The 18,449-nt window shown below is 51.8% G+C and carries 32 protein-coding genes and 1 pseudogene; 1 reads left to right on the top strand and 32 read right to left on the bottom strand.

What is annotated here, in order from left to right:
* Window positions 1-59 precede the first annotated feature (59 nt).
* Window positions 60-1,295 carry an oligosaccharide flippase family protein gene (locus tag B3A20_RS05245; protein WP_290762597.1) on the top strand — a complete coding sequence of 412 codons (1,236 nt, stop codon included), beginning with the start codon at window positions 60-62 and terminating at the stop codon, window positions 1,293-1,295.
* A gap of 221 nt (window positions 1,296-1,516) precedes the next feature.
* Here B3A20_RS05245 and B3A20_RS05240 read toward each other — a convergent pair whose 3' ends face one another.
* The 32 genes and pseudogenes from B3A20_RS05240 to tuf form a co-directional block, all read right to left on the bottom strand.
* On the bottom strand, window positions 1,517-2,869 hold the full coding sequence (locus B3A20_RS05240; RefSeq protein ID WP_290762595.1) for an O-antigen polymerase: 1,353 nt from the start codon (window positions 2,867-2,869) through the stop codon (window positions 1,517-1,519).
* An 18-nt stretch (window positions 2,870-2,887) separates the two neighbouring features.
* Window positions 2,888-4,087 (bottom strand): GumC family protein, encoded by a 1,200-nt coding sequence (locus B3A20_RS05235; protein ID WP_290762593.1) that lies wholly within the window; start codon window positions 4,085-4,087, stop codon window positions 2,888-2,890.
* A 3-nt stretch (window positions 4,088-4,090) separates the two neighbouring features.
* Complete coding sequence (locus B3A20_RS05230; protein WP_290762591.1) at window positions 4,091-5,266, bottom strand: polysaccharide biosynthesis/export family protein; 1,176 nt, start codon at window positions 5,264-5,266, stop codon at window positions 4,091-4,093.
* Window positions 5,267-5,475: 209 nt separating this feature from the next.
* Window positions 5,476-5,949: a 50S ribosomal protein L17 gene (gene rplQ / locus B3A20_RS05225; protein ID WP_290762589.1), complete on the bottom strand. Its 474-nt coding sequence runs from the start codon at window positions 5,947-5,949 to the stop codon at window positions 5,476-5,478.
* Between the two features lie 2 nt (window positions 5,950-5,951).
* The gene (locus B3A20_RS05220) at window positions 5,952-6,926 is read right to left on the bottom strand and encodes a DNA-directed RNA polymerase subunit alpha (RefSeq protein WP_290762587.1); all 975 of its coding nucleotides are present in this window, start codon (window positions 6,924-6,926) and stop codon (window positions 5,952-5,954) included.
* An 18-nt stretch (window positions 6,927-6,944) separates the two neighbouring features.
* Window positions 6,945-7,370: a 30S ribosomal protein S11 gene (gene rpsK / locus B3A20_RS05215; RefSeq protein ID WP_072830693.1), complete on the bottom strand. Its 426-nt coding sequence runs from the start codon at window positions 7,368-7,370 to the stop codon at window positions 6,945-6,947.
* Between the two features lie 26 nt (window positions 7,371-7,396).
* Window positions 7,397-7,765, bottom strand: coding sequence for a 30S ribosomal protein S13 (gene rpsM, locus B3A20_RS05210; RefSeq protein WP_014546096.1), 369 nt, complete (start codon window positions 7,763-7,765; stop codon window positions 7,397-7,399).
* 9 nt (window positions 7,766-7,774) lie between these two features.
* Window positions 7,775-7,891 carry a 50S ribosomal protein L36 gene (rpmJ, locus tag B3A20_RS05205; RefSeq protein ID WP_014546097.1) on the bottom strand — a complete coding sequence of 39 codons (117 nt, stop codon included), beginning with the start codon at window positions 7,889-7,891 and terminating at the stop codon, window positions 7,775-7,777.
* Between the two features lie 27 nt (window positions 7,892-7,918).
* On the bottom strand, window positions 7,919-8,137 hold the full coding sequence (gene infA / locus B3A20_RS05200) for a translation initiation factor IF-1 (protein ID WP_014546098.1): 219 nt from the start codon (window positions 8,135-8,137) through the stop codon (window positions 7,919-7,921).
* Window positions 8,137-9,498 carry a preprotein translocase subunit SecY gene (gene secY, locus B3A20_RS05195; protein ID WP_290762584.1) on the bottom strand — a complete coding sequence of 454 codons (1,362 nt, stop codon included), beginning with the start codon at window positions 9,496-9,498 and terminating at the stop codon, window positions 8,137-8,139. Before secY ends, infA begins: the two co-directional genes overlap by 1 nt.
* Window positions 9,498-9,938 (bottom strand): 50S ribosomal protein L15, encoded by a 441-nt coding sequence (rplO, locus tag B3A20_RS05190; RefSeq protein ID WP_073442655.1) that lies wholly within the window; start codon window positions 9,936-9,938, stop codon window positions 9,498-9,500. Before rplO ends, secY begins: the two co-directional genes overlap by 1 nt.
* 1 nt (window position 9,939) lies before the next feature.
* Window positions 9,940-10,119: a 50S ribosomal protein L30 gene (gene rpmD, locus B3A20_RS05185; protein ID WP_014546101.1), complete on the bottom strand. Its 180-nt coding sequence runs from the start codon at window positions 10,117-10,119 to the stop codon at window positions 9,940-9,942.
* A gap of 13 nt (window positions 10,120-10,132) precedes the next feature.
* Entirely contained in the window at window positions 10,133-10,615 is a 483-nt protein-coding gene (rpsE, locus tag B3A20_RS05180) for a 30S ribosomal protein S5 (protein WP_015732010.1), read from the bottom strand.
* A gap of 11 nt (window positions 10,616-10,626) precedes the next feature.
* Window positions 10,627-10,998, bottom strand: coding sequence for a 50S ribosomal protein L18 (gene rplR / locus B3A20_RS05175; protein WP_014546103.1), 372 nt, complete (start codon window positions 10,996-10,998; stop codon window positions 10,627-10,629).
* A 9-nt stretch (window positions 10,999-11,007) separates the two neighbouring features.
* A complete protein-coding gene (gene rplF / locus B3A20_RS05170) occupies window positions 11,008-11,547 on the bottom strand; it encodes a 50S ribosomal protein L6 (RefSeq protein WP_073442845.1) in 540 nt (179 codons plus the stop codon).
* A gap of 2 nt (window positions 11,548-11,549) precedes the next feature.
* Window positions 11,550-11,945: a 30S ribosomal protein S8 gene (gene rpsH / locus B3A20_RS05165; protein WP_290762580.1), complete on the bottom strand. Its 396-nt coding sequence runs from the start codon at window positions 11,943-11,945 to the stop codon at window positions 11,550-11,552.
* A 12-nt stretch (window positions 11,946-11,957) separates the two neighbouring features.
* Window positions 11,958-12,143 carry a type Z 30S ribosomal protein S14 gene (locus tag B3A20_RS05160; RefSeq protein ID WP_014546106.1) on the bottom strand — a complete coding sequence of 62 codons (186 nt, stop codon included), beginning with the start codon at window positions 12,141-12,143 and terminating at the stop codon, window positions 11,958-11,960.
* Window positions 12,144-12,152: 9 nt separating this feature from the next.
* Entirely contained in the window at window positions 12,153-12,692 is a 540-nt protein-coding gene (gene rplE / locus B3A20_RS05155) for a 50S ribosomal protein L5 (protein ID WP_014546107.1), read from the bottom strand.
* A gap of 9 nt (window positions 12,693-12,701) precedes the next feature.
* Window positions 12,702-13,001 (bottom strand): 50S ribosomal protein L24, encoded by a 300-nt coding sequence (gene rplX / locus B3A20_RS05150; RefSeq protein ID WP_073442651.1) that lies wholly within the window; start codon window positions 12,999-13,001, stop codon window positions 12,702-12,704.
* Window positions 13,001-13,369 (bottom strand): 50S ribosomal protein L14, encoded by a 369-nt coding sequence (rplN, locus tag B3A20_RS05145; protein ID WP_015732011.1) that lies wholly within the window; start codon window positions 13,367-13,369, stop codon window positions 13,001-13,003. The genes rplX and rplN overlap by 1 nt, the downstream gene beginning before the upstream one ends.
* A gap of 20 nt (window positions 13,370-13,389) precedes the next feature.
* Window positions 13,390-13,644, bottom strand: a complete 255-nt coding sequence (gene rpsQ / locus B3A20_RS05140; RefSeq protein ID WP_088630015.1) for a 30S ribosomal protein S17 — start codon at window positions 13,642-13,644, stop codon at window positions 13,390-13,392.
* Window positions 13,645-13,661: 17 nt separating this feature from the next.
* Complete coding sequence (rpmC, locus tag B3A20_RS05135) at window positions 13,662-13,853, bottom strand: 50S ribosomal protein L29 (protein ID WP_014546109.1); 192 nt, start codon at window positions 13,851-13,853, stop codon at window positions 13,662-13,664.
* Window positions 13,853-14,266 carry a 50S ribosomal protein L16 gene (rplP, locus tag B3A20_RS05130; protein ID WP_290762574.1) on the bottom strand — a complete coding sequence of 138 codons (414 nt, stop codon included), beginning with the start codon at window positions 14,264-14,266 and terminating at the stop codon, window positions 13,853-13,855. Before rplP ends, rpmC begins: the two co-directional genes overlap by 1 nt.
* A 2-nt stretch (window positions 14,267-14,268) precedes the next feature.
* Complete coding sequence (rpsC, locus tag B3A20_RS05125; RefSeq protein ID WP_014546111.1) at window positions 14,269-14,928, bottom strand: 30S ribosomal protein S3; 660 nt, start codon at window positions 14,926-14,928, stop codon at window positions 14,269-14,271.
* Window positions 14,929-14,930: 2 nt separating this feature from the next.
* Window positions 14,931-15,281: a 50S ribosomal protein L22 gene (rplV, locus tag B3A20_RS05120; protein WP_014546112.1), complete on the bottom strand. Its 351-nt coding sequence runs from the start codon at window positions 15,279-15,281 to the stop codon at window positions 14,931-14,933.
* Window positions 15,281-15,562: a 30S ribosomal protein S19 gene (rpsS, locus tag B3A20_RS05115; protein WP_014546113.1), complete on the bottom strand. Its 282-nt coding sequence runs from the start codon at window positions 15,560-15,562 to the stop codon at window positions 15,281-15,283. The genes rplV and rpsS overlap by 1 nt, the downstream gene beginning before the upstream one ends.
* A 3-nt stretch (window positions 15,563-15,565) precedes the next feature.
* Window positions 15,566-16,396, bottom strand: a complete 831-nt coding sequence (rplB, locus tag B3A20_RS05110) for a 50S ribosomal protein L2 (protein WP_014546114.1) — start codon at window positions 16,394-16,396, stop codon at window positions 15,566-15,568.
* 2 nt (window positions 16,397-16,398) lie between these two features.
* Window positions 16,399-16,701: a 50S ribosomal protein L23 gene (gene rplW, locus B3A20_RS05105; RefSeq protein ID WP_290762571.1), complete on the bottom strand. Its 303-nt coding sequence runs from the start codon at window positions 16,699-16,701 to the stop codon at window positions 16,399-16,401.
* Window positions 16,701-17,321 (bottom strand): 50S ribosomal protein L4, encoded by a 621-nt coding sequence (rplD, locus tag B3A20_RS05100; RefSeq protein WP_290762570.1) that lies wholly within the window; start codon window positions 17,319-17,321, stop codon window positions 16,701-16,703. Before rplD ends, rplW begins: the two co-directional genes overlap by 1 nt.
* Window positions 17,321-17,938 carry a 50S ribosomal protein L3 gene (gene rplC, locus B3A20_RS05095; RefSeq protein WP_014546116.1) on the bottom strand — a complete coding sequence of 206 codons (618 nt, stop codon included), beginning with the start codon at window positions 17,936-17,938 and terminating at the stop codon, window positions 17,321-17,323. The genes rplD and rplC overlap by 1 nt, the downstream gene beginning before the upstream one ends.
* Before the next feature lie 5 nt (window positions 17,939-17,943).
* Entirely contained in the window at window positions 17,944-18,252 is a 309-nt protein-coding gene (gene rpsJ, locus B3A20_RS05090) for a 30S ribosomal protein S10 (protein WP_014546117.1), read from the bottom strand.
* Between the two features lie 9 nt (window positions 18,253-18,261).
* Window positions 18,262-18,449 (bottom strand): annotated as a pseudogene (tuf, locus tag B3A20_RS05085) (elongation factor Tu); the annotation flags it as partial.

The raw sequence follows: 18,449 nt of genomic DNA, 5'->3' as shown, positions 1-18,449 counted from the left end.
TACAACCAATGACTATTGACCAATAACCAATAACTAAACTCTTTTTTATCTTTACCTCCATGTTTCAAGCGTTCCGCAATATAAGAATCGGTGTTTTCATCGCATTTGTAAACCTCCTTATCCAAGGAATTTCATTTTTTGTCCAGAATTTTATTGCGCGTAACCTTGGAACCGCCTCTTACGGGCATTTCGGGCTGCTCCAGACCGACTATTCCATCTTCTGCGCCATCGCAGACTTCGGCATGACGACCCTCATCCTCGCCTTTTTCGGAAGCCGCGCCACAAAAGGGACGCTTTTCAGGAGCATCCTCCAGCTTAGGCTTTTCTCCGCCGTGGTTGCCGCACTCCTCATGGTCGCTTTCGCGTTCACGTTCCGCTTCAACCACCCCATTTTCTACGGCGAACTCATTTTCACGTTCGGGCTCATCTTCCAGCACGCATTTTTCGACTGGTACTTCATCTGCGGGAAATTCTGGAAACGCCTCTTCGTCTCGAAGCTATTGCACACGATTTCGTATTCCGCCGTCATGGGAGCAGCACTTCTCTACTTCAAGATTGAACGCATAGAGCTCATCGCCCTTGCAATGGTGCTTGCCGCCCTCCCTGCATTTTTCTATGGCGTCACGCAGGCGTTCCACGCGCACCTCCTAAAAATCACGCGCCGCACGTTCCGCTTTATCGCGCTCATGGTCAAGGCGGGCATTCCGTATGCCATCTCGAGCTTTGCCGCATTCGCCTACCTCCCCATCGGGCTTTATGTCGCCGACAAGTTCGCCAGCGCCGAATTCCTCGGCTGCTACAACTTCGGGCACAAGATTCTCGTGCTCTGCTCAGGCATCATGGTGCACTTCATCTCGTCGAACCTCATCACGCTCCACTCCACGCACGACAAGAACCTCCACCTCAAGGACATCGCGATATTCACACTGTTCATTGCGATTTGCTCATCGCCCCTGTGGCTATTCCCCACATGGATTCTCAAAATTCTCTTCTTTGCCGCCCCCTGGACCGACGCCACGTTACAGACAAGCGCTAGCATTTTACAGATACTTTCGTTCTCGCTCATTTTCCAGGCCGCACGCACCACGCTCATCTCGACACTCCTCAAGGAGCACGCTACACGCGCCTACGCCGTCATGGTAAGCATCGGCGGAGCCTCGAACGTCATCGCCTGCGGGTTTGCAGGGATTTACCTCGAAAACGCCATGATTCCGCTTTTCGCCCTCACCGGCGATTTCGTGATTACCGCAATTTTATTTGGGTATTTTGTGCAAAAACGCAGATTGAAGTTTTAGCCATTAGCTAATAGCCCAAGGCTTTTACACAACTAAGTTTACAGGCAAAGCAAGCGTCCAAACACCTAGCCAAACAGCGGCACCAGAAACTTATAAATACAGAAGCCCAAAGCAACGATAAACAATAATATCAGAAGATGTCGCCAATTGAGCAATATAGACAACAGTTCTAACAAAATATTTATCAATACATCGGTGATATAACCCATAAATTCTACGCTCTAGGTTCTGCCTGCCGCGACTTCACATTTCGCATCAGCCCCATCATTCCCCACGACTTCAGGGTCCGCTGGTAAAATTGAGCGCTTGCCGCTACTGACGGTACAGACAAAGAAGAAAAACGACATCCACACCCAGTACATACTTTGCTTGTAACCGGTCGTGAAATTCCACAGAATAATCCACATCATGAATGTCGCCGTGAGCAATAGTGTAAGCGGGCTTTTCGCCACCGCCGTCTTGTGGTAGCAATACGTAAAGAGCATGCCAAAGAAAAACGGCAAAAGGAATATCCCCGGAAGTCCAAAGTCCTTGTACGCATCCCACAGGTACGGAATCGTGTTGAGGCCCGTGTACTTCACCACACTCTCGTTATACGGCGTATCCCAGCCAAAGTTCGCCTGGAGTCCGTCTCCAATATGTAACAAGTGCGTCACGCCAAAGAACGCATCAATGCCATACGTCCAGTCGTGCTCCGGGATATCGCTATAGCGGTTGAACGCGTAATCCAGATTCCAGTAGTTGTTCGCCACGTACTTGTACGGTAGCAGCGCCACTTCCTTTGCAATCTTGCTATCGGTCACATCCGAGTTGCCGTACTGTCCCTTGAGGGCTGCGACCCCCACAAAAAAGATGACAACAAACACCGTCACCACCGCAAGCGAACGCCACGAAAAACGTCCGCGCAAGTAGTTGAACAAAATCATGAACATGCCAAGGCAAAGCATGTTGATACCGCGGCTCGGGTACGTCGCAAACGAAAGGAGAATCGTAAACAGCACCATAAAACGCGACGCGTAGCGCACCCATCGCACCGGGTTCATCGACTTGAACGACGCCACAGCAAAAAGCCCGACCACCATCGCACCCGAGGTAAAGAAGTCGGCGTACTTGAGCACATCGTTATCCTTACCCGTAAGCCATTGCGACGGATTGTCCGTCAAGAGCACAAGGTTCCCGGTCACCGAAATCACGCCGAGCACGCCCACAAAGAAATACGCAAACGCCGAGAAACTGAAAAAGAAATGGCAGACCCAGTTGTACTCGCCATGTACCGAAAGCCGATTCTGTAGCGGAAGCCCGCCTGCCGATTTCCAGGCAAAGTCCGTCACATAGCAACCGACCAAAAAGCAGAACATGCCGCCGCCCCAAACAAGCCACGTCGAATAGTTAAAGTCCGACATCATCGGCAAGAACTGCAAATACGAGACACCAAGCATCACCATCTGCACCAAGAAGTACAGAGTCGACGGGCGGAAAAAATCTTCCTTTAAAATGGAGACAAGCACCAAGGCGACGATGGCAAGCGCAAACATCACGCTTGACTCGGGATGAGCAAACAGCATCTCCATCATGCCCAGACGCTCCAAAAACTACTTATGCCAGAAGCAGACTTTCTTGACAAAGAAATCCCACTCGGAGGCCGTCTTGCCATTCGTGCGGCTTTCCGAACGCATGTACTCCACAAAGTTGCTGAGAAGCGTCGCCAAGAAGAACGAGAAGAACACAGTAAACGCAAGGATCAGACCGCGTTTCGGGGAAATCTTCTTGTCATTTTCCCAAGGCGGTTCAAGCACATGGAGGTTCGTGAGCATTTTCGCTTCTTCGAGGCGCATCTGCTCGCTCTGCTGGCGCAACACCTTGTACATCGTTTCCTGGATGCGGATTTCCGCTTCGCGCCTCATGTATTCCGCATAAAGTCCCGGAGCCTTCTGGAGCTCCATGATGCCGATATTGCGGTGCTTGCCCTTGAGCGTCCCGCCGAGAGCGGAATTCATCCCCTTCATGCGCTTTACAAGTTCCTGGTAGCGCTTGCTGTTCTCGCCGCGGTCGAGCTTCTCGAAGTTCATCTCCATGCCCACTTCTTCACGCACGGCCTGCAACTCGCTCAAGTACTTGATGGTCGCCTCGATCTGCACATTCGGTTCATACACGTTGTTCTTCACCTGGAAATCGACAAAGTCCTTGAGCAGGGAATCCAGCGCATGTTCGCAAGAATCAAGCCTTGACTGGAAATACTCCCTGGACTGGCGGGCCTGCTTCGTCTTGAACGCATTGAACGCCGAATCCGCCTTCGTGAGCATAAAATTTACGACATCGACAGCAAGCTTTGCATCCGTGTCCTTGAAATAGATGGAAAGCATGTCTTCCTTGTTCAATTCGAGGCCAAAATTCTTGCGGAACTCCTTCAGCAAGTCGGCATGGAACTTTCCCTTGAACTTGTAGTGCTTCGCGAGGTCAAACTTCGCAATCGCCTGGTCATGCAATTCCCAGGAATTGAAAATTGTCCATACGGCATTCACATCCTCGTTGTCCATGGATATCCCGAGAAGCGAACTCATGCCCGAGCCGCCCATGAGCCCGGCGAGGGCCCCTGTCATGGGTTGCGTCGACGCAGGTGGCGTCACGATCGCCGCAGCCGCATACTTCGGCTTCACAACCCACATGACCATCACAAAGGCGACAATCGTCGGGATAAGGACCATCGCCACGACAAACTTGAAATGCTTCAAGTCGTTATTCAGAATCCGCAAGCAGATTTCAACAAAACCGATAGACTCTTGCTTTTCCATAAACTACTTATTGCTGGTGTAAATGATGAAGACTGTCGAAATCACGCTCAAGAGGGACGCCAAGAACAAGGTAAAGTCCTTGAACGATTCGTAATGGCTCTTCGGGATTTCGATATAGTCGCCTGGCAAAATCGGGTCTGTCGCAACGTTAATCGTGATAGCCTTAGGCTTGTCGCCACGCCAGACCTTGACCTGTCCCCAGTTGCCTGTATTAGTGTTTATACCGCCCGAGGCGATATAGTCAAGCGCATGCCATGTCGGGTTGTAACTGTAGCGCCCGATATAGTTCAAGGCCCCTCCGATATAGACAAAGAGCTCCTTCACGAAAAACTCAATTTCCGTATTCGGTTCTACCGTCGTCGTCCTCATCTCGGCAAGCGTAATCCAGCGAGGATCCTTGCCCGGCTCTCGCACACACACCGACTTGTAGCCATAATTGTGCATGCGGTTAGCGCCAGCGAGGTCAAAATATTCCTGAAGTGTCCTATCTGCACGGTAGGCGACGCTAGTCCTAAACCCGGGGAACATCAAGGTCACGTTATCACCCATCGGGATAAACGGCACAAAGACCTTGTCGCCCTGTTCCAGCATCACGTCATTACTGAAGTCGCCATTAGTCGTCATCGCAGTATAGTTCACATGTATCGTGTCCTTGCCACGAATCACCTGCACATCTTCCGTATTCGCATTTGGGAGCGGGTTCCCGATGGAACGGATGAACAAGCTAAGCCTCGTCTGCGGATCCACGATATGCTGCCCGACAAGTCCAATAGCACCCATCGCATTTACGCGGAACTTCTTCAAAGCCGCAAGCTGAACAAAGCAGTACTCGCGCTTGTAGCGCTTTGACACCATGTCAAGAATAAGCTTCTGCGCCTCGCCAAAAGTCTTTCCGCCAACATGCACGGCACCGCATTCCTCCACGGCAATATACCCGTCCGGGTACACCTGGATAGAGAGATACTTGTCTTCAAGCATCAAGTCCAAAAAATCGCCAGGACCAAGCACGTAATTAGAATCGACCGGCATTTCGGCATACATCGGCGTAAGCGACGCAGCGCCACGCGTAGACGTTCCTTCGCCAAGGACAAAACTCTTAGACGAAGAATTGCCAAACATTGAATCCGAGGCAAAGGCACACACGCACGCCAAAATAAGATAGACAATAAAAGATCGCATATTGCTATTCTGCAGTTGGTGAAAAAGATGTCAAGTCACCAAATAATACAAAAATAAAACTGGAAAATTAGAACTGAGCCGGTGAAGTTAGAGCGTAGAAGGGTGTTTTTGTTTGGTCAGTGGTCGTTAGTCAATAGTCATTATTAGTTATAAAAATGCAAAAAAGGCGCGGCATATAAGCCGTGCCTTTTTTAAAGACCGATTTGATCTTAGTTAGCGGACTTGCCTTCGCCTTCGACCATGTCAACAGCAGCGTCAGCCTTGGCAGGTTCAGCAGCCTTCTTGGTCTTAGCAACGATTTCGTCTTCGACGAGACCGATAAGAGCCATTTCAGCAGCGTCACCGGCGCGGTTCGGACCGAGCTTCAGCACGCGAGTGTAACCGCCGTTGCGGTTTGCATAACGCGGACCGATCGTGTTGAACAAATCCTGGAGAACCTTCGGGTCCATCACGAAGCGAGCTGCTTCACGACGTGCAGAAAGGTCACCCTTCTTTGCGTAGGTAATCATGCGTTCTACACAGCTGCGCACAAGCTTAGCCTTGTGGAGAGTAGTACGCACATAGCGCTTGTTCTGATCCGTTTCCATGCCCTTCTCGAGAATAGAAGTCGTGAGGGCGCGGAGGATGGCACGCTTGTGTTGGGCGTTAACACCCAGTTTCTTGTTTTTTACACCGTGTCTCATTTTTAATCCTTCAAGTAATCATCGACGTCCATGCCAAAAGAAAGGCCCATCGACGTCAACACCTCGTTAAGTTCAACCAAGGACTTCCTACCGAAGTTCTTGTATTTGAGCATATCGTTTTCCTTGTTGCGAACAAGCTCGCCAATGGTATGGATATTTGCCATACGGAGGCAGTTGCTGGAGCGAACGGAAAGTTCCAGATCGTCCACACGCATACGGAGGAGGTTAGCGATACGCTGACGTTCTTCATCCATCTCAAGTTCTTCAGGAGATTCGAGTTCACCTTCGAAGTTGATGAAGATTTCCAAGTGATCCACAAGAAGCTTTGCAGCGTATGCAAGAGCGTCTTCCGGGTCAATGGAACCGTCTGTTGTAATTTCAAGTTCCAGACGGTTGTAGTCCGTCTTCTGACCAACGCGGGTATCGCTGATGTGCATTGCGACTTTCTGAACCGGGTTGAAGTTCGCGTCCATGGCGATAACGCCAATCGGAGCGTCCTTGTCCTTAAGTTCGTCGGCAACAACATAACCACGACCGCAGGAGATCTTCACGTCCATCGACAAAGAAGCGTTGCCGTTCAATGTCGCAATGTGAACATCCGGAGTCAGGATAGTGACATTGGGATTGTCCATAAAGTCCTTGGCCGTGACTTCGCCGTCACCGGACATGTCCAGGTGAAGGGTTTCGTCGTGATCGGACAGGAGCTTTACACGGATGCTCTTGAGGTTGAGGATAATGTCAGTGACATCTTCCTTCACACCCGGAATCGTCGAAAATTCCTTGTCAACGCCTTCGATTTTCACGGAGACAATAGCCGCACCCTGCAGAGAGGAGAGGAGAACGCGACGGAGAGCGTTACCGAGGGTGATACCCCAGCCACGTTCCAAGGCTTCTACGACAAACTTGGCGTAGCGGCCATCTTCGCCGGTTTCCACTTTCTGGAAGCTGCGCGGCATCTGAAGTGATTTCCACATCATTGGCGATACCTCTTTGGATTAAATTCTTCTCTTCTTTTTAGGACGGCAACCATTGTGCGGAATGCCCGTCACGTCTCGAATAGAGAGAACTTCGAGGCCCGCATTCTTGAGAGCGCGGACGGCAGATTCACGGCCGCCACCAGCACCCTTAACGCGAACGTCCACCTTGCGCATGCCGAGATCGAATGCCTTGTGGGCAGCGGTTTCAGCGGCGAGCTGGGCTGCAAACGGCGTGCTCTTGCGGGAGCCCTTGAAACCGGAGTTACCCGGAGAACCCCAAGCGACCACGTTGCCGCGAGCGTCGGTGATAGAAACGATTGTATTGTTGAAGGAAGCGAACACGCAGGCGATACCCTGGATGTCAATGCGCTTCTTGCCCTTCTTAACCTTGACTTCTTCAGCAGCAGCCGGAGCTTCAGCAGCGGCAGCAGCAGTTTCCTTGATTTCTTCTTCAGCCACGATGATACTCCTTACTTCTTCTTGTTAGCCACAGTCTTCTTGGGGCCCTTACGTGTGCGGGCGTTGGTGCGGGAACGCTGACCGCGGACCGGGAGGCCCTTGCGGTGGCGGATGCCGCGATAGCAGCCAATGTCCTGCAAACGCTTGATGTTCAAGGTAACTTCTGCGCGGAGCTGACCTTCCACAGAGTATTCATCTTCCAAAAGATGACGAATCTTACCTTGTTCTTCTTCAGTCAGGTCGTCACACTTCTTGTTCTTGTCAATGCCCAACTGAGCACAGACCTTGTTAGCGGTGAACAGACCGACACCATAGATTGCCGTCAGACCGTATTCAACAGTCTTGTTTTTCGGTAAATCGACACCAGCGATACGTGCCATACGATCTCCTTATCCCTGCTTCTGCTTGTGACGCGGGTTCTTAGAACAGATGATGCGCAATACACCCTTGCGACGGATGATCTTGCAGTTTTCACATCTGGGTTTAATGGAGGCTTTGATTTTCATAGGTTTGACCTTCTTTTGTAATACCTATTACTTGTAACGGTAAGTAATTCGCCCGCGATTTAAATCGTACGGGGAAATCTCGACCAACACTTTGTCGTCCGGCAAGATTCTAATGAAATGCCGGCGCATTTTTCCTGAAACATGCGCGAGGATCTCGTGACCATTTCCGAGTTGAACACGGAAGAAAGCGTTGGGCAGAGCTTCCAACACAACGCCTTCTACTTGTATACCTTCTTCTTTAGCCACTAGGATGCCATCCTGCCGCGAATGCGGCCACGTTTCAAGAAACCTTCATAATTCTTGGTATGCAACTGGGCTTCGAGCTGACGAAGAGTATCCAGAGCAACACCTACCACGATAAGTACCGAGGTACCCCCAATATAGAAACTCATATTGAGAGCGTCTTTCAAATGCAGGGGAACGACGCTGATTAAAGCGAGGTAAAGAGACCCAGGCAATGAAATTCTGGTAAGAACGTGGTCAATGTATTCTGCTGTCTGCTTACCCGGACGGACTCCCGGAATAAACCCACCACTTCTCTTGAGGTTTTCGGCAATGTCGTTCGGGTTGTACTGGATTGCCGTATAGAAGAAGGTGAAGAATATAATGAGGAGGGCATCTACTATGCTGTAGGAGATGTGTCCCGGAATAAATGCAGAAGCAAAAGCCTGCATCGCAGATACGTTCGGGAACCAAGATGCAACCATGGCCGGAATGAACATGATGCAAGATGCAAAGATCACGGGAATCACGTTAGCGGTGTTCACCTTGAAAGGCAAATAGCTAGCCTGACCACCCAAGACCTTGTTTCCGACGGTCCTGCGAGGACTTTGGAGTGGAATGCGACGGGTCGCCTGCTCAACGAAAACGATGAAGCCGACAATGACAACCACGAGCGCCAAGATGAAAAACTCGATCGCAAGCGGCTGGATGCCTTCAACAAACATTTCCCCTTCAGCCATAATGGCCCGCGGAAGGCCACCGACGATACCGGCGAAAATGATAAGAGAAATACCGTTACCCACACCGTGCGAGGTAATCTGCTCGCCAAGGTACATCAAGAAGATGGTACCTACGGTGAAGGTTAACGTAGCAAGGAGACGAAAGCCTACGTTGCCGAGACCAGACGAGAAATTGTCGGAAAGGACCGAGATTCCCGTACCGGCGGCCGTCGTCACCTTGAGGTTCGAAAGCCACATAGAAATGCCCCATCCCTGCAAGGCGGAAAGGACCACCGTGAAGTATCGGGTATACTGATTCAGCTTAGCGCGACCTTCCTGACCCTCCTTCTGGAGCATCTGGATGGCTGGAATGACCGAGCCCATCAACTGGAGGATGATGCTTGCGCTGATGTACGGCATGATACCGAGGGCAAATACAGTCGCCTTAGCGAATGCACCGCCGGTAAACGAATCGTACAGGCCAAACAGGTTATTCGAATTTTTGAAGTATTCTGCGAGAACCGCAGCATTTACTCCGGGGATGGAGATGTGAGCGCCAATACGATAAACAATCAAAAGACCAAGCGTAAAAAGAATCTTTTTACGCAGGTCTGCGATTTTGAACGCATTGACGAACGCACCGATGGCTTTCGTAACTGCTTCCATTAGATGATCTCAACTTTGCCGCCAGCAGCTTCAATGGCAGCCTTTGCCTTTTCGCTGATAGCGTTAACCTTTACGTTGATAGCCTTGTCGATAGAACCAAAAGCGAGGACCTTGACCGGCAGTTCGACGTTCTTGATGAAGCCCTGGTCGAAAAGGACCTTGGCATCGAAATCAGTAACGCTGACACCAGCGAGGCGCTTCAGGTTCACGATCTGGAATTCAACACCAGCGTGCTTGAAGCCGCGCTTCGGGATACGACGGTGAATCGGCATCTGGCCGCCTTCGAAAGCGACGCGACCGGCCTTAGCGCTCTTACGAGCACCAGCACCCTTCTGACCACGACCGGCAGTCGTGCCCCAGCCAGAGCCCGGACCACGACCAATGCGCTTGCGGCTCTTGCCCTTGGCAGCCTTGCCAGGATTGAGAGTATTGAGTTCCATCTTAGATCTCCTCGACCTTGACCATGTCCTTCACGGCATTGATCATGCCCTGGATGGACGGAGTCAGATTGTGTTCAACAGTTTGTCCGATCTTGCGGAGGCCGAGTGCAGCCACGTTAGCGCGGTGCACCGGAAGGCGACGGACGATACCCTTGATCAAAGTAATACGAACTTTCTTCATTAGGTATTACTCCTTAGGCTTCAAAACCACGCAACTTGGCGCAGTCCTGTTTGTTCTTCTGAGAAAGCAGGCCTTCCAAGCAAGCGCTGACGACAGTGCTCGGGTTAGAAGAACCGTGAATCTTCGTGAGGATGTTGCGGACACCGGCGAGTTCGAGAACTGCACGGGCAGCAGCACCGGCGATAACACCAGTACCCGGAGCAGCCGGCATGAGGAGGATGCGGGTAGAACCGCTCTTCACTTCGATGTCGTGCGGGATGGTGCCATCGAGGAGCTGAACTTCCACGATGTTTCTCTGGGCAGCTTCGGTACCCTTACGGATAGCTTCGGAAACTTCCTTAGCCTTGCCGAGACCGACACCGACCTTGCCGTTCTTGTTGCCAACGACAACGAGAGCGGAGAAGGACATGCGACGGCCGCCCTTGACGGTCTTAGCGCAACGGTTGATGTGTACAACCTTGTCTTCAAATTCAGAAACTTGAGCTTCGCGTTCCAAAGTGTACCTCACTAGAATTTGAGTCCGCCTTCACGAGCTCCCTCAGCGAGAGCCTGAACGCGACCGTGATAGATGTAACCGCCGCGGTCGAAGACCACGGATTCAATGCCCTTGGACTTGGCGAGTTCAGCAATCTGGAGACCGAGCTGCTTAGCCTGTTCGGTCTTCGTCATTTCACCAAACTTACCCTGGAATTCCTTGGAAGCTGTGGTGACCTGAGCGACAGACTTGTTGTTTTCGTCATCAAAGATCTGGGCAATCATGTGAGACAAGGAACGGCGAACAGCCAAACGAGGGCATTCTGCAGTTCCGACAACAGACTTGCGTACGCGTTCGTGGCGTGCGATTCTGGACTGGATTCTTTTTTTAGCAATTGCAGTCATAGTTTACCCTTATTTACCTGTCTTCTTACCTTGCTTGCGACGCACAATTTCGCCAGCGTACTTGATGCCCTTGCCCTTATACGGTTCAGGCTTCCTGTACTTGCGAATTTCTGCTGCAGCTTGGCCAACCTTCTGCTTGTCGATGCCGGAGATCGTGATCTTCAGCGGATCAACAGCCTTCAGTTCAACGCCTTCCGGAGCCTTGAAGATCACCGGATGAGAGAAGCCGAGAACCAAGTTGAGGTCCTTGCCCTTCTGTTCTACGCGGTAGCCAACGCCAACGATTTCGAGAGTCTTCTGGAAACCCTTGGTCACGCCTTCGACCATGTTATTGACGAGAGCGCGAGTGGTGCCGTGCATAGCGCGGGTGAACTTTTCATCATTCGGGCGGGTGAAGGAGAGCTTGTCGCCATCGAGCTTGATGGAGATGAGTTCGTGAACAGTCGTTTCGAGCTTGCCCTTCGGGCCTTCGACCTTGATGTTCTGACCGTTGACGTTAACCTTAACGCCAGCCGGGATAGTGATAATAGCTTTACCGATACGGGACATCTTTACCATACCTTTGCGATGACTTCGCCACCCACCTTGAGTTCGCGGGCTTCGTGGTCAGTCATGACACCTTTAGATGTGGAGATGATAGCATAGCCGAGGCCGTTGCGAACGCGCGGAAGCTTGGCCACGTCAACGTAGTGACGGAGACCCGGCGTAGAAACGCGCTGGAGGCCCTGGATAGCGGATTCGCCCTTCGTGTAACGGAGGAGGACCTTGAGGATGCCCTGCTTACCGTCATCAACGACGACGAACTTCTTAATGAAACCTTTTTCCTGCAACACACGTGCAATATCACGCTTAAGATTGCTGGCAGGAATGTCCACCACGGGGAGCTTTGCCGTAGAGGCATTGCGGATACGGGTGAGCATATCGGCGATAGGATCTGTCATTGCCATTTTATACTCTCCTTACCAAGACGACTTTGTGATACCGGGGATTTCGCCGGCGAGTGCCATTTCGCGGAAGCAAATACGGCAAAGGCCAAAGCGGCGCATAAAGGCGTGCGGCCTACCGCAACGCTTGCAACGGTTGTACCCACGAACGGTATACTTCGGAGTACGCTTGCATTTTTCAATCATTCTTCTGCTTGCCATGGTATTACCTTACTTCCTGAAGGGGAGTCCAAGTTCTTCGAGAAGGGCACGGCCTTCGTCGTCCGTCTTAGCGGAAGTGACGAAAGAAATGTCCATACCGAAGGTACGGGAAATCTTGTCAATGTCGATTTCAACAAAGATCGTCTGTTCCTTGATGCCGAGAGTGAAGTTACCCATGCCATCAAAGCCACGGCGTGCGAGACCACGGAAGTCGCGGACACGCGGAAGGTCGATGTTGATGAAACGATAGAGGAAGTCCCACATGTTGTCGCCATGAAGTGTGACCTTAGCACCGATGCCGATACCTTCACGGAGGTGGAAGTTAGCGACAGCCTTCTTAGCGTTAGTGACAATAGCCTTCTGACCGGTGATAGCAGTGAGAGTGTCAGCAGCTTCGTCAAGAATCTTGCGGTTCTGGGAAGCGGCGCCCACGCCCATGTTGAGCACGATCTTTTCGAGACGCGGAATCTGCATCACGTTCTTGTAGGCAAACTTTTGCTGCAAGGCCGGAACGACCTTTTCGAGATAGAATTGCTTCATCTGGTTCATTGCGTTACCTTACACAGCCTTTCCAGTCTTGACACTGGTACGAACGCCCTTCTTACCCTTTTCGCGAACGATGCGGGTACGAACGGGAGTGTTGCCTTCGAGAAGCATCACGTTGGAAATGTCGATCGGCAATTCCTTTTCAACGATGCCACCAGTCTGATTGGTCTGAGACGGCTTTTCGTGACGCTTGCAGACGTTGACGCCAGAAACGGTCACCTTGCCATCCTTGACACTGATCACGGTGCCGGTCTTGCCCTTGTTGGCACCGGAAATCACCTTGACGTTATCATTCTTCTTGATGTTAGCCATTAGAGAACCTCAGGTGCGAGGGAGATGATCTTCATGTACTTCTTGTCGCGGAGCTCACGAGCCACCGGTCCAAAAATACGGGTTCCACGCGGTTCGCCATCCTTGTTGATGAGAACCACTGCGTTGTCGGAGAAACGAATGAACGTTCCGTCCGGACGTGCGATTTCTTTAGCTGTGCGGACGACGACGGCGTCGGCCACGGAACCCTTCTTCACCTTGCTCTGGGGGATAGCGTCCTTAACGGCTACCTTGATGACATCACCGATGCTAGCATAGCGACGGTTTGTGCCACCCAAAACACGGATGCAGGCGACTTCCTTGGCACCACTGTTATCGGCCACGACGAGTCTGGTTTCTTCTTGAATCATATTCGCCTTACTCCAGGAGTTTACTTCTTCTTTTCCACAATGCGGACGAGGCGCCAGCGCTTCGTTGCAGAGAGGGGACGAGTTTCCATGATTTCGACCAAGTCGCCTTCTTGGGCTTCATTCTTTTCATCGTGAGCCTTGAGCTTGCTGGTCGTAGTCATGATCTTGTTGTACATCGGGTGACGCTTGCGGTTTTCGACCACAACCGTAATCGTCTTGTCCATCTTGTCGGAGGAGACGATACCCTGCTTGACTTTACGAAGGTTTCTTTCCATTTCCTGCTCCTGCCGGCTTATGCCTTGGCCTTTTCGCTGAGGATGGTCTTGATTCTGGCGATGTCCTTGCGGGCAGCTTGAATCACAGAGGGTTTTTCCAAATTACCGAGCTTCGCAGTCATGCGGTAATTAAACAAATCGAGATTCAACTGAGCCAGTTTTTCCTTGAGCTGGTCAACGCCCAGTTCTTTCAATTCACGTGCTTTCATTAGATCTCCGATTCTTCGATGATTTTGCACTTAAGGGGGAGCTTCTGAATTGCAACATGGAGAGCTTCCATGGCAAGTTCACGTTCAACACCACCCATTTCAAAAAGGATGCGACCCGGGAGGATTACGGCTGCCCAGAATTCGACTGCGCCCTTACCCTTACCCATACGGGCTTCTGCAGGGTGACGGGTAACCGGCTTATCGGGGAAGACGCGAATCCACACGCGACCACCACGCTTGATCTTACGAGTCATGGCGATACGAGCAGCTTCGATCTGGCGAGCGGTGAGCCAGCACTTTTCAAGAGCCTGGATACCGAATTCGCCAAAGGCGATATAGTTGCCACGAGAGGCGACGCCCTTCATGCGCCCTTTCATTTGCTTACGATGCAATGTTCTTTTCGGACTCAGCATAATTACTTCTCTCTCTTGTTGTCGTTCATGACGTCCTTACCGATCTTTTCGCCGTGCATGATCCACACCTTGATACCGATGGCACCATAAACGGTCTTAGCGATGGCAGTTGCGTAGTCGATGTCAGCACGAAGAGTGTGCAGAGGCACGCGGCCTTCGGCATACTTTTCAACGCGGGCAATTTCGGCACCACCGAGGCGGCCACCGCACTGCACCTTGATACCTTCCACACCCATGCGCATAGCGGACTGGATAGCACGCTTCATGGCACGGCGGAAAGAAATACGCTTTTCGAGCTGGCGAGCAATGTTTTCAGCCACGAGCTTTGCATCAGTTTCCGGACGCTTGATTTCGTGGACTGCAATATAGATTTCTTTACCGGTGAGGAACTGGAGTTCGCCCTTCAAACGTTCCAATTCTTCGCCCTTTTTACCGATAACGATACCCGGGCGAGCGGTATAGAGGTTAACGTTCACCTTCTTGACGGTACGTTCGATGCCGACCTTGGAGAGGGAGGCATGTTCGAAACGCTTCATCAAGTAGCGACGGAGCACGATATCTTCATAGAGAAGATCGGCAAACTTGTCTTCGGCATACCACTTGGATTCCCAACCGCGGATAACGCCAAGACGAAGACCATTAGGATGAGTTTTGTGACCCATTGTTAATTCTCCTTGTCTGCGACAACGACGGTGATGTGGGAGAGCGGCTTTTCGATACGGAAAGCACGGCCCTGGGAACGCGGGTGAATGCGCTTCATGATCGTACCACCATCAGCGGTGATGGTCTTGATCACGATTTCTTCGGCGGAAACCGGAGCGGCGGACTTCTGCTTCAAGTTAGCGACAGCGGACTTGAGAGCATTTTCAACCAGCGGAGCACCCTTGGTCTGCGTACGGAGGATGGAGAGCATCGCGAAGGCTTCGCTGACGGACTTGCCACGAACGAGGTCGACTACGCGACGGAGCTTGCGAACGCCGTAACGGACGTTTTTAACTTTAGCAACAGCTTGCATTATTTCTTGCCTCCAGCAGTTTCAGTCTTGCGGTGACCGCGGAAAGTACGGGTCATGGAGAATTCGCCGAGCTTATGGCCAACCATGTTTTCGGTGACATAAACCGGAAGGAACTGCTTGCCGTTATAGACGGAGAACGTGAGTCCGACCATATCCGGGACGATTGTGGAACGACGGGACCAGGTCTTGATAGCCTGTTTCTTGTCGGAACCGGCCATCGCCTGGGCCTTGCTGAGAACGTGGGAATCCACGAACGCACCTTTCTTAAGGGATCTAGACATGAATTAGGCCCTCTTCTGACGATGACGTACGATGAACTTATCAGTACGCTTGTTGTTACGAGTTTTTGCACCCTTAGAGTTCTTACCCCAAGGAGAGCACGGATGACGACCACCAGAGGTACGACCTTCACCACCACCAAGGGGGTGGTCGACCGGGTTCATAACGACACCACGGACGGCCGGGCGCTTGCCGAGCCAGCGAGAGCGGCCTGCAGAACCCGAGGATTCATTCATGTGATCGATATTGGAAACCTGGCCAACGGTAGCGAGGCAGTCTTCCGGGATGTAGCGGACTTCGCCACTCGGAAGCTTGACCTGGCAGAGCTTGCCGTCCTTGGCAACCAGTTCTGCACCGGCACCAGCGGAACGAGCAATCTGGGCACCCTTGCCCGGCTTCATTTCGATGTTGTGGATAATGGTGTTGAGCGGAATGTCGCGGAGAGGAATTGCGTTACCTACGCGGAATTCTGCACCTTCACCAGCGTTCAGCACATCGCCAACCTTGATTTCGGCCGGAGCGATGATGTATGCGCGCTTGCCGTTTTCGTACTTGACGAGAGCGATGCGAGCGGTACGGTTCGGATCGTATTCAATCGTTTCGACAGTGCAGGAGAGACCGGCAAACTGACGCTTGAAGTCAATGATACGATACAGTTTCTTGTGACCACCACCACGACGACGGGAGGTAATTTCACCAGCATTGTTACGGCCGGAGCTACGCTTGATACCTTCGGTAAGCGGCTTGTACGGCTTTACAGCAGAGAGTTCCTTGCGGTCACCAATCTGCTTGTAACGCAGTGTCGGGGTAATCGGGCGATAAGATTTCAGACCCATGGTTATACTCCTTCAAACTCGGCAATCTTTTGCCCGGCCTTCAATGTGATGTAGGCCTTCTTCCAGTTGGGTTTCTTGCCAGCGACCATGCGGACGCGCTTGATCTTGCCGCGGTTGATCAAAGTATTGACCTTAGCGACCTTGACTTCAAAGCGCTTTTCGATAGCGGCCTTGATGTCTTCCTTAGAAGCGTCCATGGCAACCTTGAACACGTACTTGTGCACATCGTTACGGCGATTCACCATGTTCTTCATGGTTTCTTCTGTGACGTGCGGAGCAACGAGGATTTCACGAATTTCTTTCATTAGCGGCCTCCTTCAAGTTCTGCGAGAGCAGCCTGAGAGATGACGACGTTGTTTGCACGGACGATGTCGTAAGTGTTGACATCTTCAACGCGTGCGCAACGGCACCAAGGAATGTTGTTGGAGGAAAGATAGAGGTTTTCATCTTTCTTGCTAACGATGAAGAGGACGTTGCGCTGTTCAATGCCAGACTTGGTAAGAACTGCGAGAAGATCCTTGGTCTTCGGAGCGCTGAAGCTGAGAGCTTCGAACACGGAGACCTTGCCTTCGCTAGCCTTGGAAGCAAGAGCGGAGTGGAATGCGATCTTCTTGACCTTCTTGTTCACCTTTTCGAAGTAGTCATGAGACTTCGGACCGTGAGCCTTGGCACCACGAACCCAAACTGCAGAGGTGTTCTGACCGGAACGAGCACGGCCCGTACCCTTCTGCTTCCACGGCTTCTGGCCACCGCCACTGACTTCGCCCTTAGACTTAGTCTGAGCAGTACCCTGACGGTTGTTGTTCAGGATAGCCTTGATGTGGAGGTACATGCAGACCTTGTTGACTTCCTGGTCGAAGAGAGCCGGGAGCTGGATATCATTCTTAAAATCGCCAGTAGCGGCGAAAAGCTTTGCACTAGCCATTAGTCTTTCCTCACCACGATGATGCTGTTCTTCGGGCCCGGGACAGCGCCACGGACGAAGATCAGGTTGCGGTCGCCATCAACTTTGACGACCTGGAGGTGCTTCACGGTCACTTTCTTGTTGCCGTATTGACCAGCCATACGCTTACCCGGGAAAACGCGGCCCGGATAGGAGTGAGCGGACGTACCACCCGGTTCGCGCATATTGTGCGTACCATGGGAACGAGGACCGCTATGGAAACCGTGGCGCTTGATAGTGCCAGAGAAACCATGACCCTTAGAGATGCCAGAGACGTTCACAGTCTTTGCATCAGCGAAGTCGGCAGCGCCGAATTCCTTGCCAACCGGCCAGGATTCGAGATCAGCGACATCAAATTCAGCGAGGTGTTCACGAACAGCCACGTCAGCCTTCTTGAAATGGCCGACTTCTGCCTTATTGGCACGCTGTTCCTTCTTGAGACCAAAGCCGATCTGGACAGCAGTGTAGCCGTCCTTCTCTTCTGTCTTATGGCAAACGACCACGCACGGACCGGCTTCGAGAACCGTGACAGGGACGCATTCGCCCTGTTCCGTGAACACTTGGGTCATTCCCAATTTCTTTGCGAGAATACCGTTCATTGTTATTAGACCTTAATTTCGACTTCAACGCCTGCCGGCAAGTCAAGTTTCATGAGGGAATCTACAGTTTGCGGCGTAGCATCAAGGATGTCGATAAGACGCTTGTGCGTACGGGATTCGAACTGTTCACGAGAAGTCTTGTCAATATGCGGAGAGCGGAGCACCGTATACTTCTGGATCTTCGTCGGGAGAGGGATGGGGCCTGCAATACGAGCCCCAGTGTTCTTAGCTGTATTCACGATATCTTGAGCGGAGCGGTCGATCATACGATGATCGAAGCTCTTCAAGCGAATACGGATGCGTTCACCAGCCATGATTATTCCTTACTTGATGATTTCGGTAACAGAGCCAGCACCAACAGTACGTCCACCTTCGCGGATAGCGAAGCGGAGCTGCTTTTCCATGGCGATCGGAGCGATGAGGTTCACGTGGATCGTGACGGTATCACCCGGGGTAACCATTTCGACGCCTTCCGGGAGCTGAATCGTGCCGGTAACGTCGGTGGTGCGGA

The organism is Fibrobacter sp. UBA4297 (genome assembly GCF_002394865.1).
Classification (GTDB): domain Bacteria; phylum Fibrobacterota; class Fibrobacteria; order Fibrobacterales; family Fibrobacteraceae; genus Fibrobacter.
The sequence above is the reverse complement of the archived record's forward strand: the minus strand, read 5'-3'. Positions and strand labels throughout refer to the sequence as shown.

Bases quoted from the DNA above. Each gene is read 5' to 3' on its own strand.
- B3A20_RS05245 (WP_290762597.1), top strand. From the start codon at position 60: ATGTTTCAAGCGTTCCGCAATATAAGAATCGGTGTTTTCATCGCATTT.
- B3A20_RS05240 (WP_290762595.1), bottom strand. From the start codon at position 2,869: ATGATGGAGATGCTGTTTGCTCATCCCGAGTCAAGCGTGATGTTTGCG.
- B3A20_RS05235 (WP_290762593.1), bottom strand. From the start codon at position 4,087: ATGGAAAAGCAAGAGTCTATCGGTTTTGTTGAAATCTGCTTGCGGATT.
- B3A20_RS05230 (WP_290762591.1), bottom strand. From the start codon at position 5,266: ATGCGATCTTTTATTGTCTATCTTATTTTGGCGTGCGTGTGTGCCTTT.
- rplQ (WP_290762589.1), bottom strand. From the start codon at position 5,949: ATGAGACACGGTGTAAAAAACAAGAAACTGGGTGTTAACGCCCAACAC.
- B3A20_RS05220 (WP_290762587.1), bottom strand. From the start codon at position 6,926: ATGATGTGGAAATCACTTCAGATGCCGCGCAGCTTCCAGAAAGTGGAA.
- rpsM (WP_014546096.1), bottom strand. From the start codon at position 7,765: ATGGCACGTATCGCTGGTGTCGATTTACCGAAAAACAAGACTGTTGAA.
- rpmJ (WP_014546097.1), bottom strand. From the start codon at position 7,891: ATGAAAATCAAAGCCTCCATTAAACCCAGATGTGAAAACTGCAAGATC.
- secY (WP_290762584.1), bottom strand. From the start codon at position 9,498: ATGGAAGCAGTTACGAAAGCCATCGGTGCGTTCGTCAATGCGTTCAAA.
- rplO (WP_073442655.1), bottom strand. From the start codon at position 9,938: ATGGAACTCAATACTCTCAATCCTGGCAAGGCTGCCAAGGGCAAGAGC.
- rpmD (WP_014546101.1), bottom strand. From the start codon at position 10,119: ATGAAGAAAGTTCGTATTACTTTGATCAAGGGTATCGTCCGTCGCCTT.
- rplR (WP_014546103.1), bottom strand. From the start codon at position 10,998: ATGACTGCAATTGCTAAAAAAAGAATCCAGTCCAGAATCGCACGCCAC.
- rplF (WP_073442845.1), bottom strand. From the start codon at position 11,547: ATGTCCCGTATCGGTAAAGCTATTATCACTATCCCGGCTGGCGTTAAG.
- rpsH (WP_290762580.1), bottom strand. From the start codon at position 11,945: ATGGCAATGACAGATCCTATCGCCGATATGCTCACCCGTATCCGCAAT.
- B3A20_RS05160 (WP_014546106.1), bottom strand. From the start codon at position 12,143: ATGGCAAGCAGAAGAATGATTGAAAAATGCAAGCGTACTCCGAAGTAT.
- rplE (WP_014546107.1), bottom strand. From the start codon at position 12,692: ATGAACCAGATGAAGCAATTCTATCTCGAAAAGGTCGTTCCGGCCTTG.
- rplX (WP_073442651.1), bottom strand. From the start codon at position 13,001: ATGGCTAACATCAAGAAGAATGATAACGTCAAGGTGATTTCCGGTGCC.
- rplN (WP_015732011.1), bottom strand. From the start codon at position 13,369: ATGATTCAAGAAGAAACCAGACTCGTCGTGGCCGATAACAGTGGTGCC.
- rpsQ (WP_088630015.1), bottom strand. From the start codon at position 13,644: ATGGAAAGAAACCTTCGTAAAGTCAAGCAGGGTATCGTCTCCTCCGAC.
- rpmC (WP_014546109.1), bottom strand. From the start codon at position 13,853: ATGAAAGCACGTGAATTGAAAGAACTGGGCGTTGACCAGCTCAAGGAA.
- rplP (WP_290762574.1), bottom strand. From the start codon at position 14,266: ATGCTGAGTCCGAAAAGAACATTGCATCGTAAGCAAATGAAAGGGCGC.
- rpsC (WP_014546111.1), bottom strand. From the start codon at position 14,928: ATGGGTCACAAAACTCATCCTAATGGTCTTCGTCTTGGCGTTATCCGC.
- rplV (WP_014546112.1), bottom strand. From the start codon at position 15,281: ATGCAAGCTGTTGCTAAAGTTAAAAACGTCCGTTACGGCGTTCGCAAG.
- rpsS (WP_014546113.1), bottom strand. From the start codon at position 15,562: ATGTCTAGATCCCTTAAGAAAGGTGCGTTCGTGGATTCCCACGTTCTC.
- rplB (WP_014546114.1), bottom strand. From the start codon at position 16,396: ATGGGTCTGAAATCTTATCGCCCGATTACCCCGACACTGCGTTACAAG.
- rplW (WP_290762571.1), bottom strand. From the start codon at position 16,701: ATGAAAGAAATTCGTGAAATCCTCGTTGCTCCGCACGTCACAGAAGAA.
- rplD (WP_290762570.1), bottom strand. From the start codon at position 17,321: ATGGCTAGTGCAAAGCTTTTCGCCGCTACTGGCGATTTTAAGAATGAT.
- rplC (WP_014546116.1), bottom strand. From the start codon at position 17,938: ATGAACGGTATTCTCGCAAAGAAATTGGGAATGACCCAAGTGTTCACG.
- rpsJ (WP_014546117.1), bottom strand. From the start codon at position 18,252: ATGGCTGGTGAACGCATCCGTATTCGCTTGAAGAGCTTCGATCATCGT.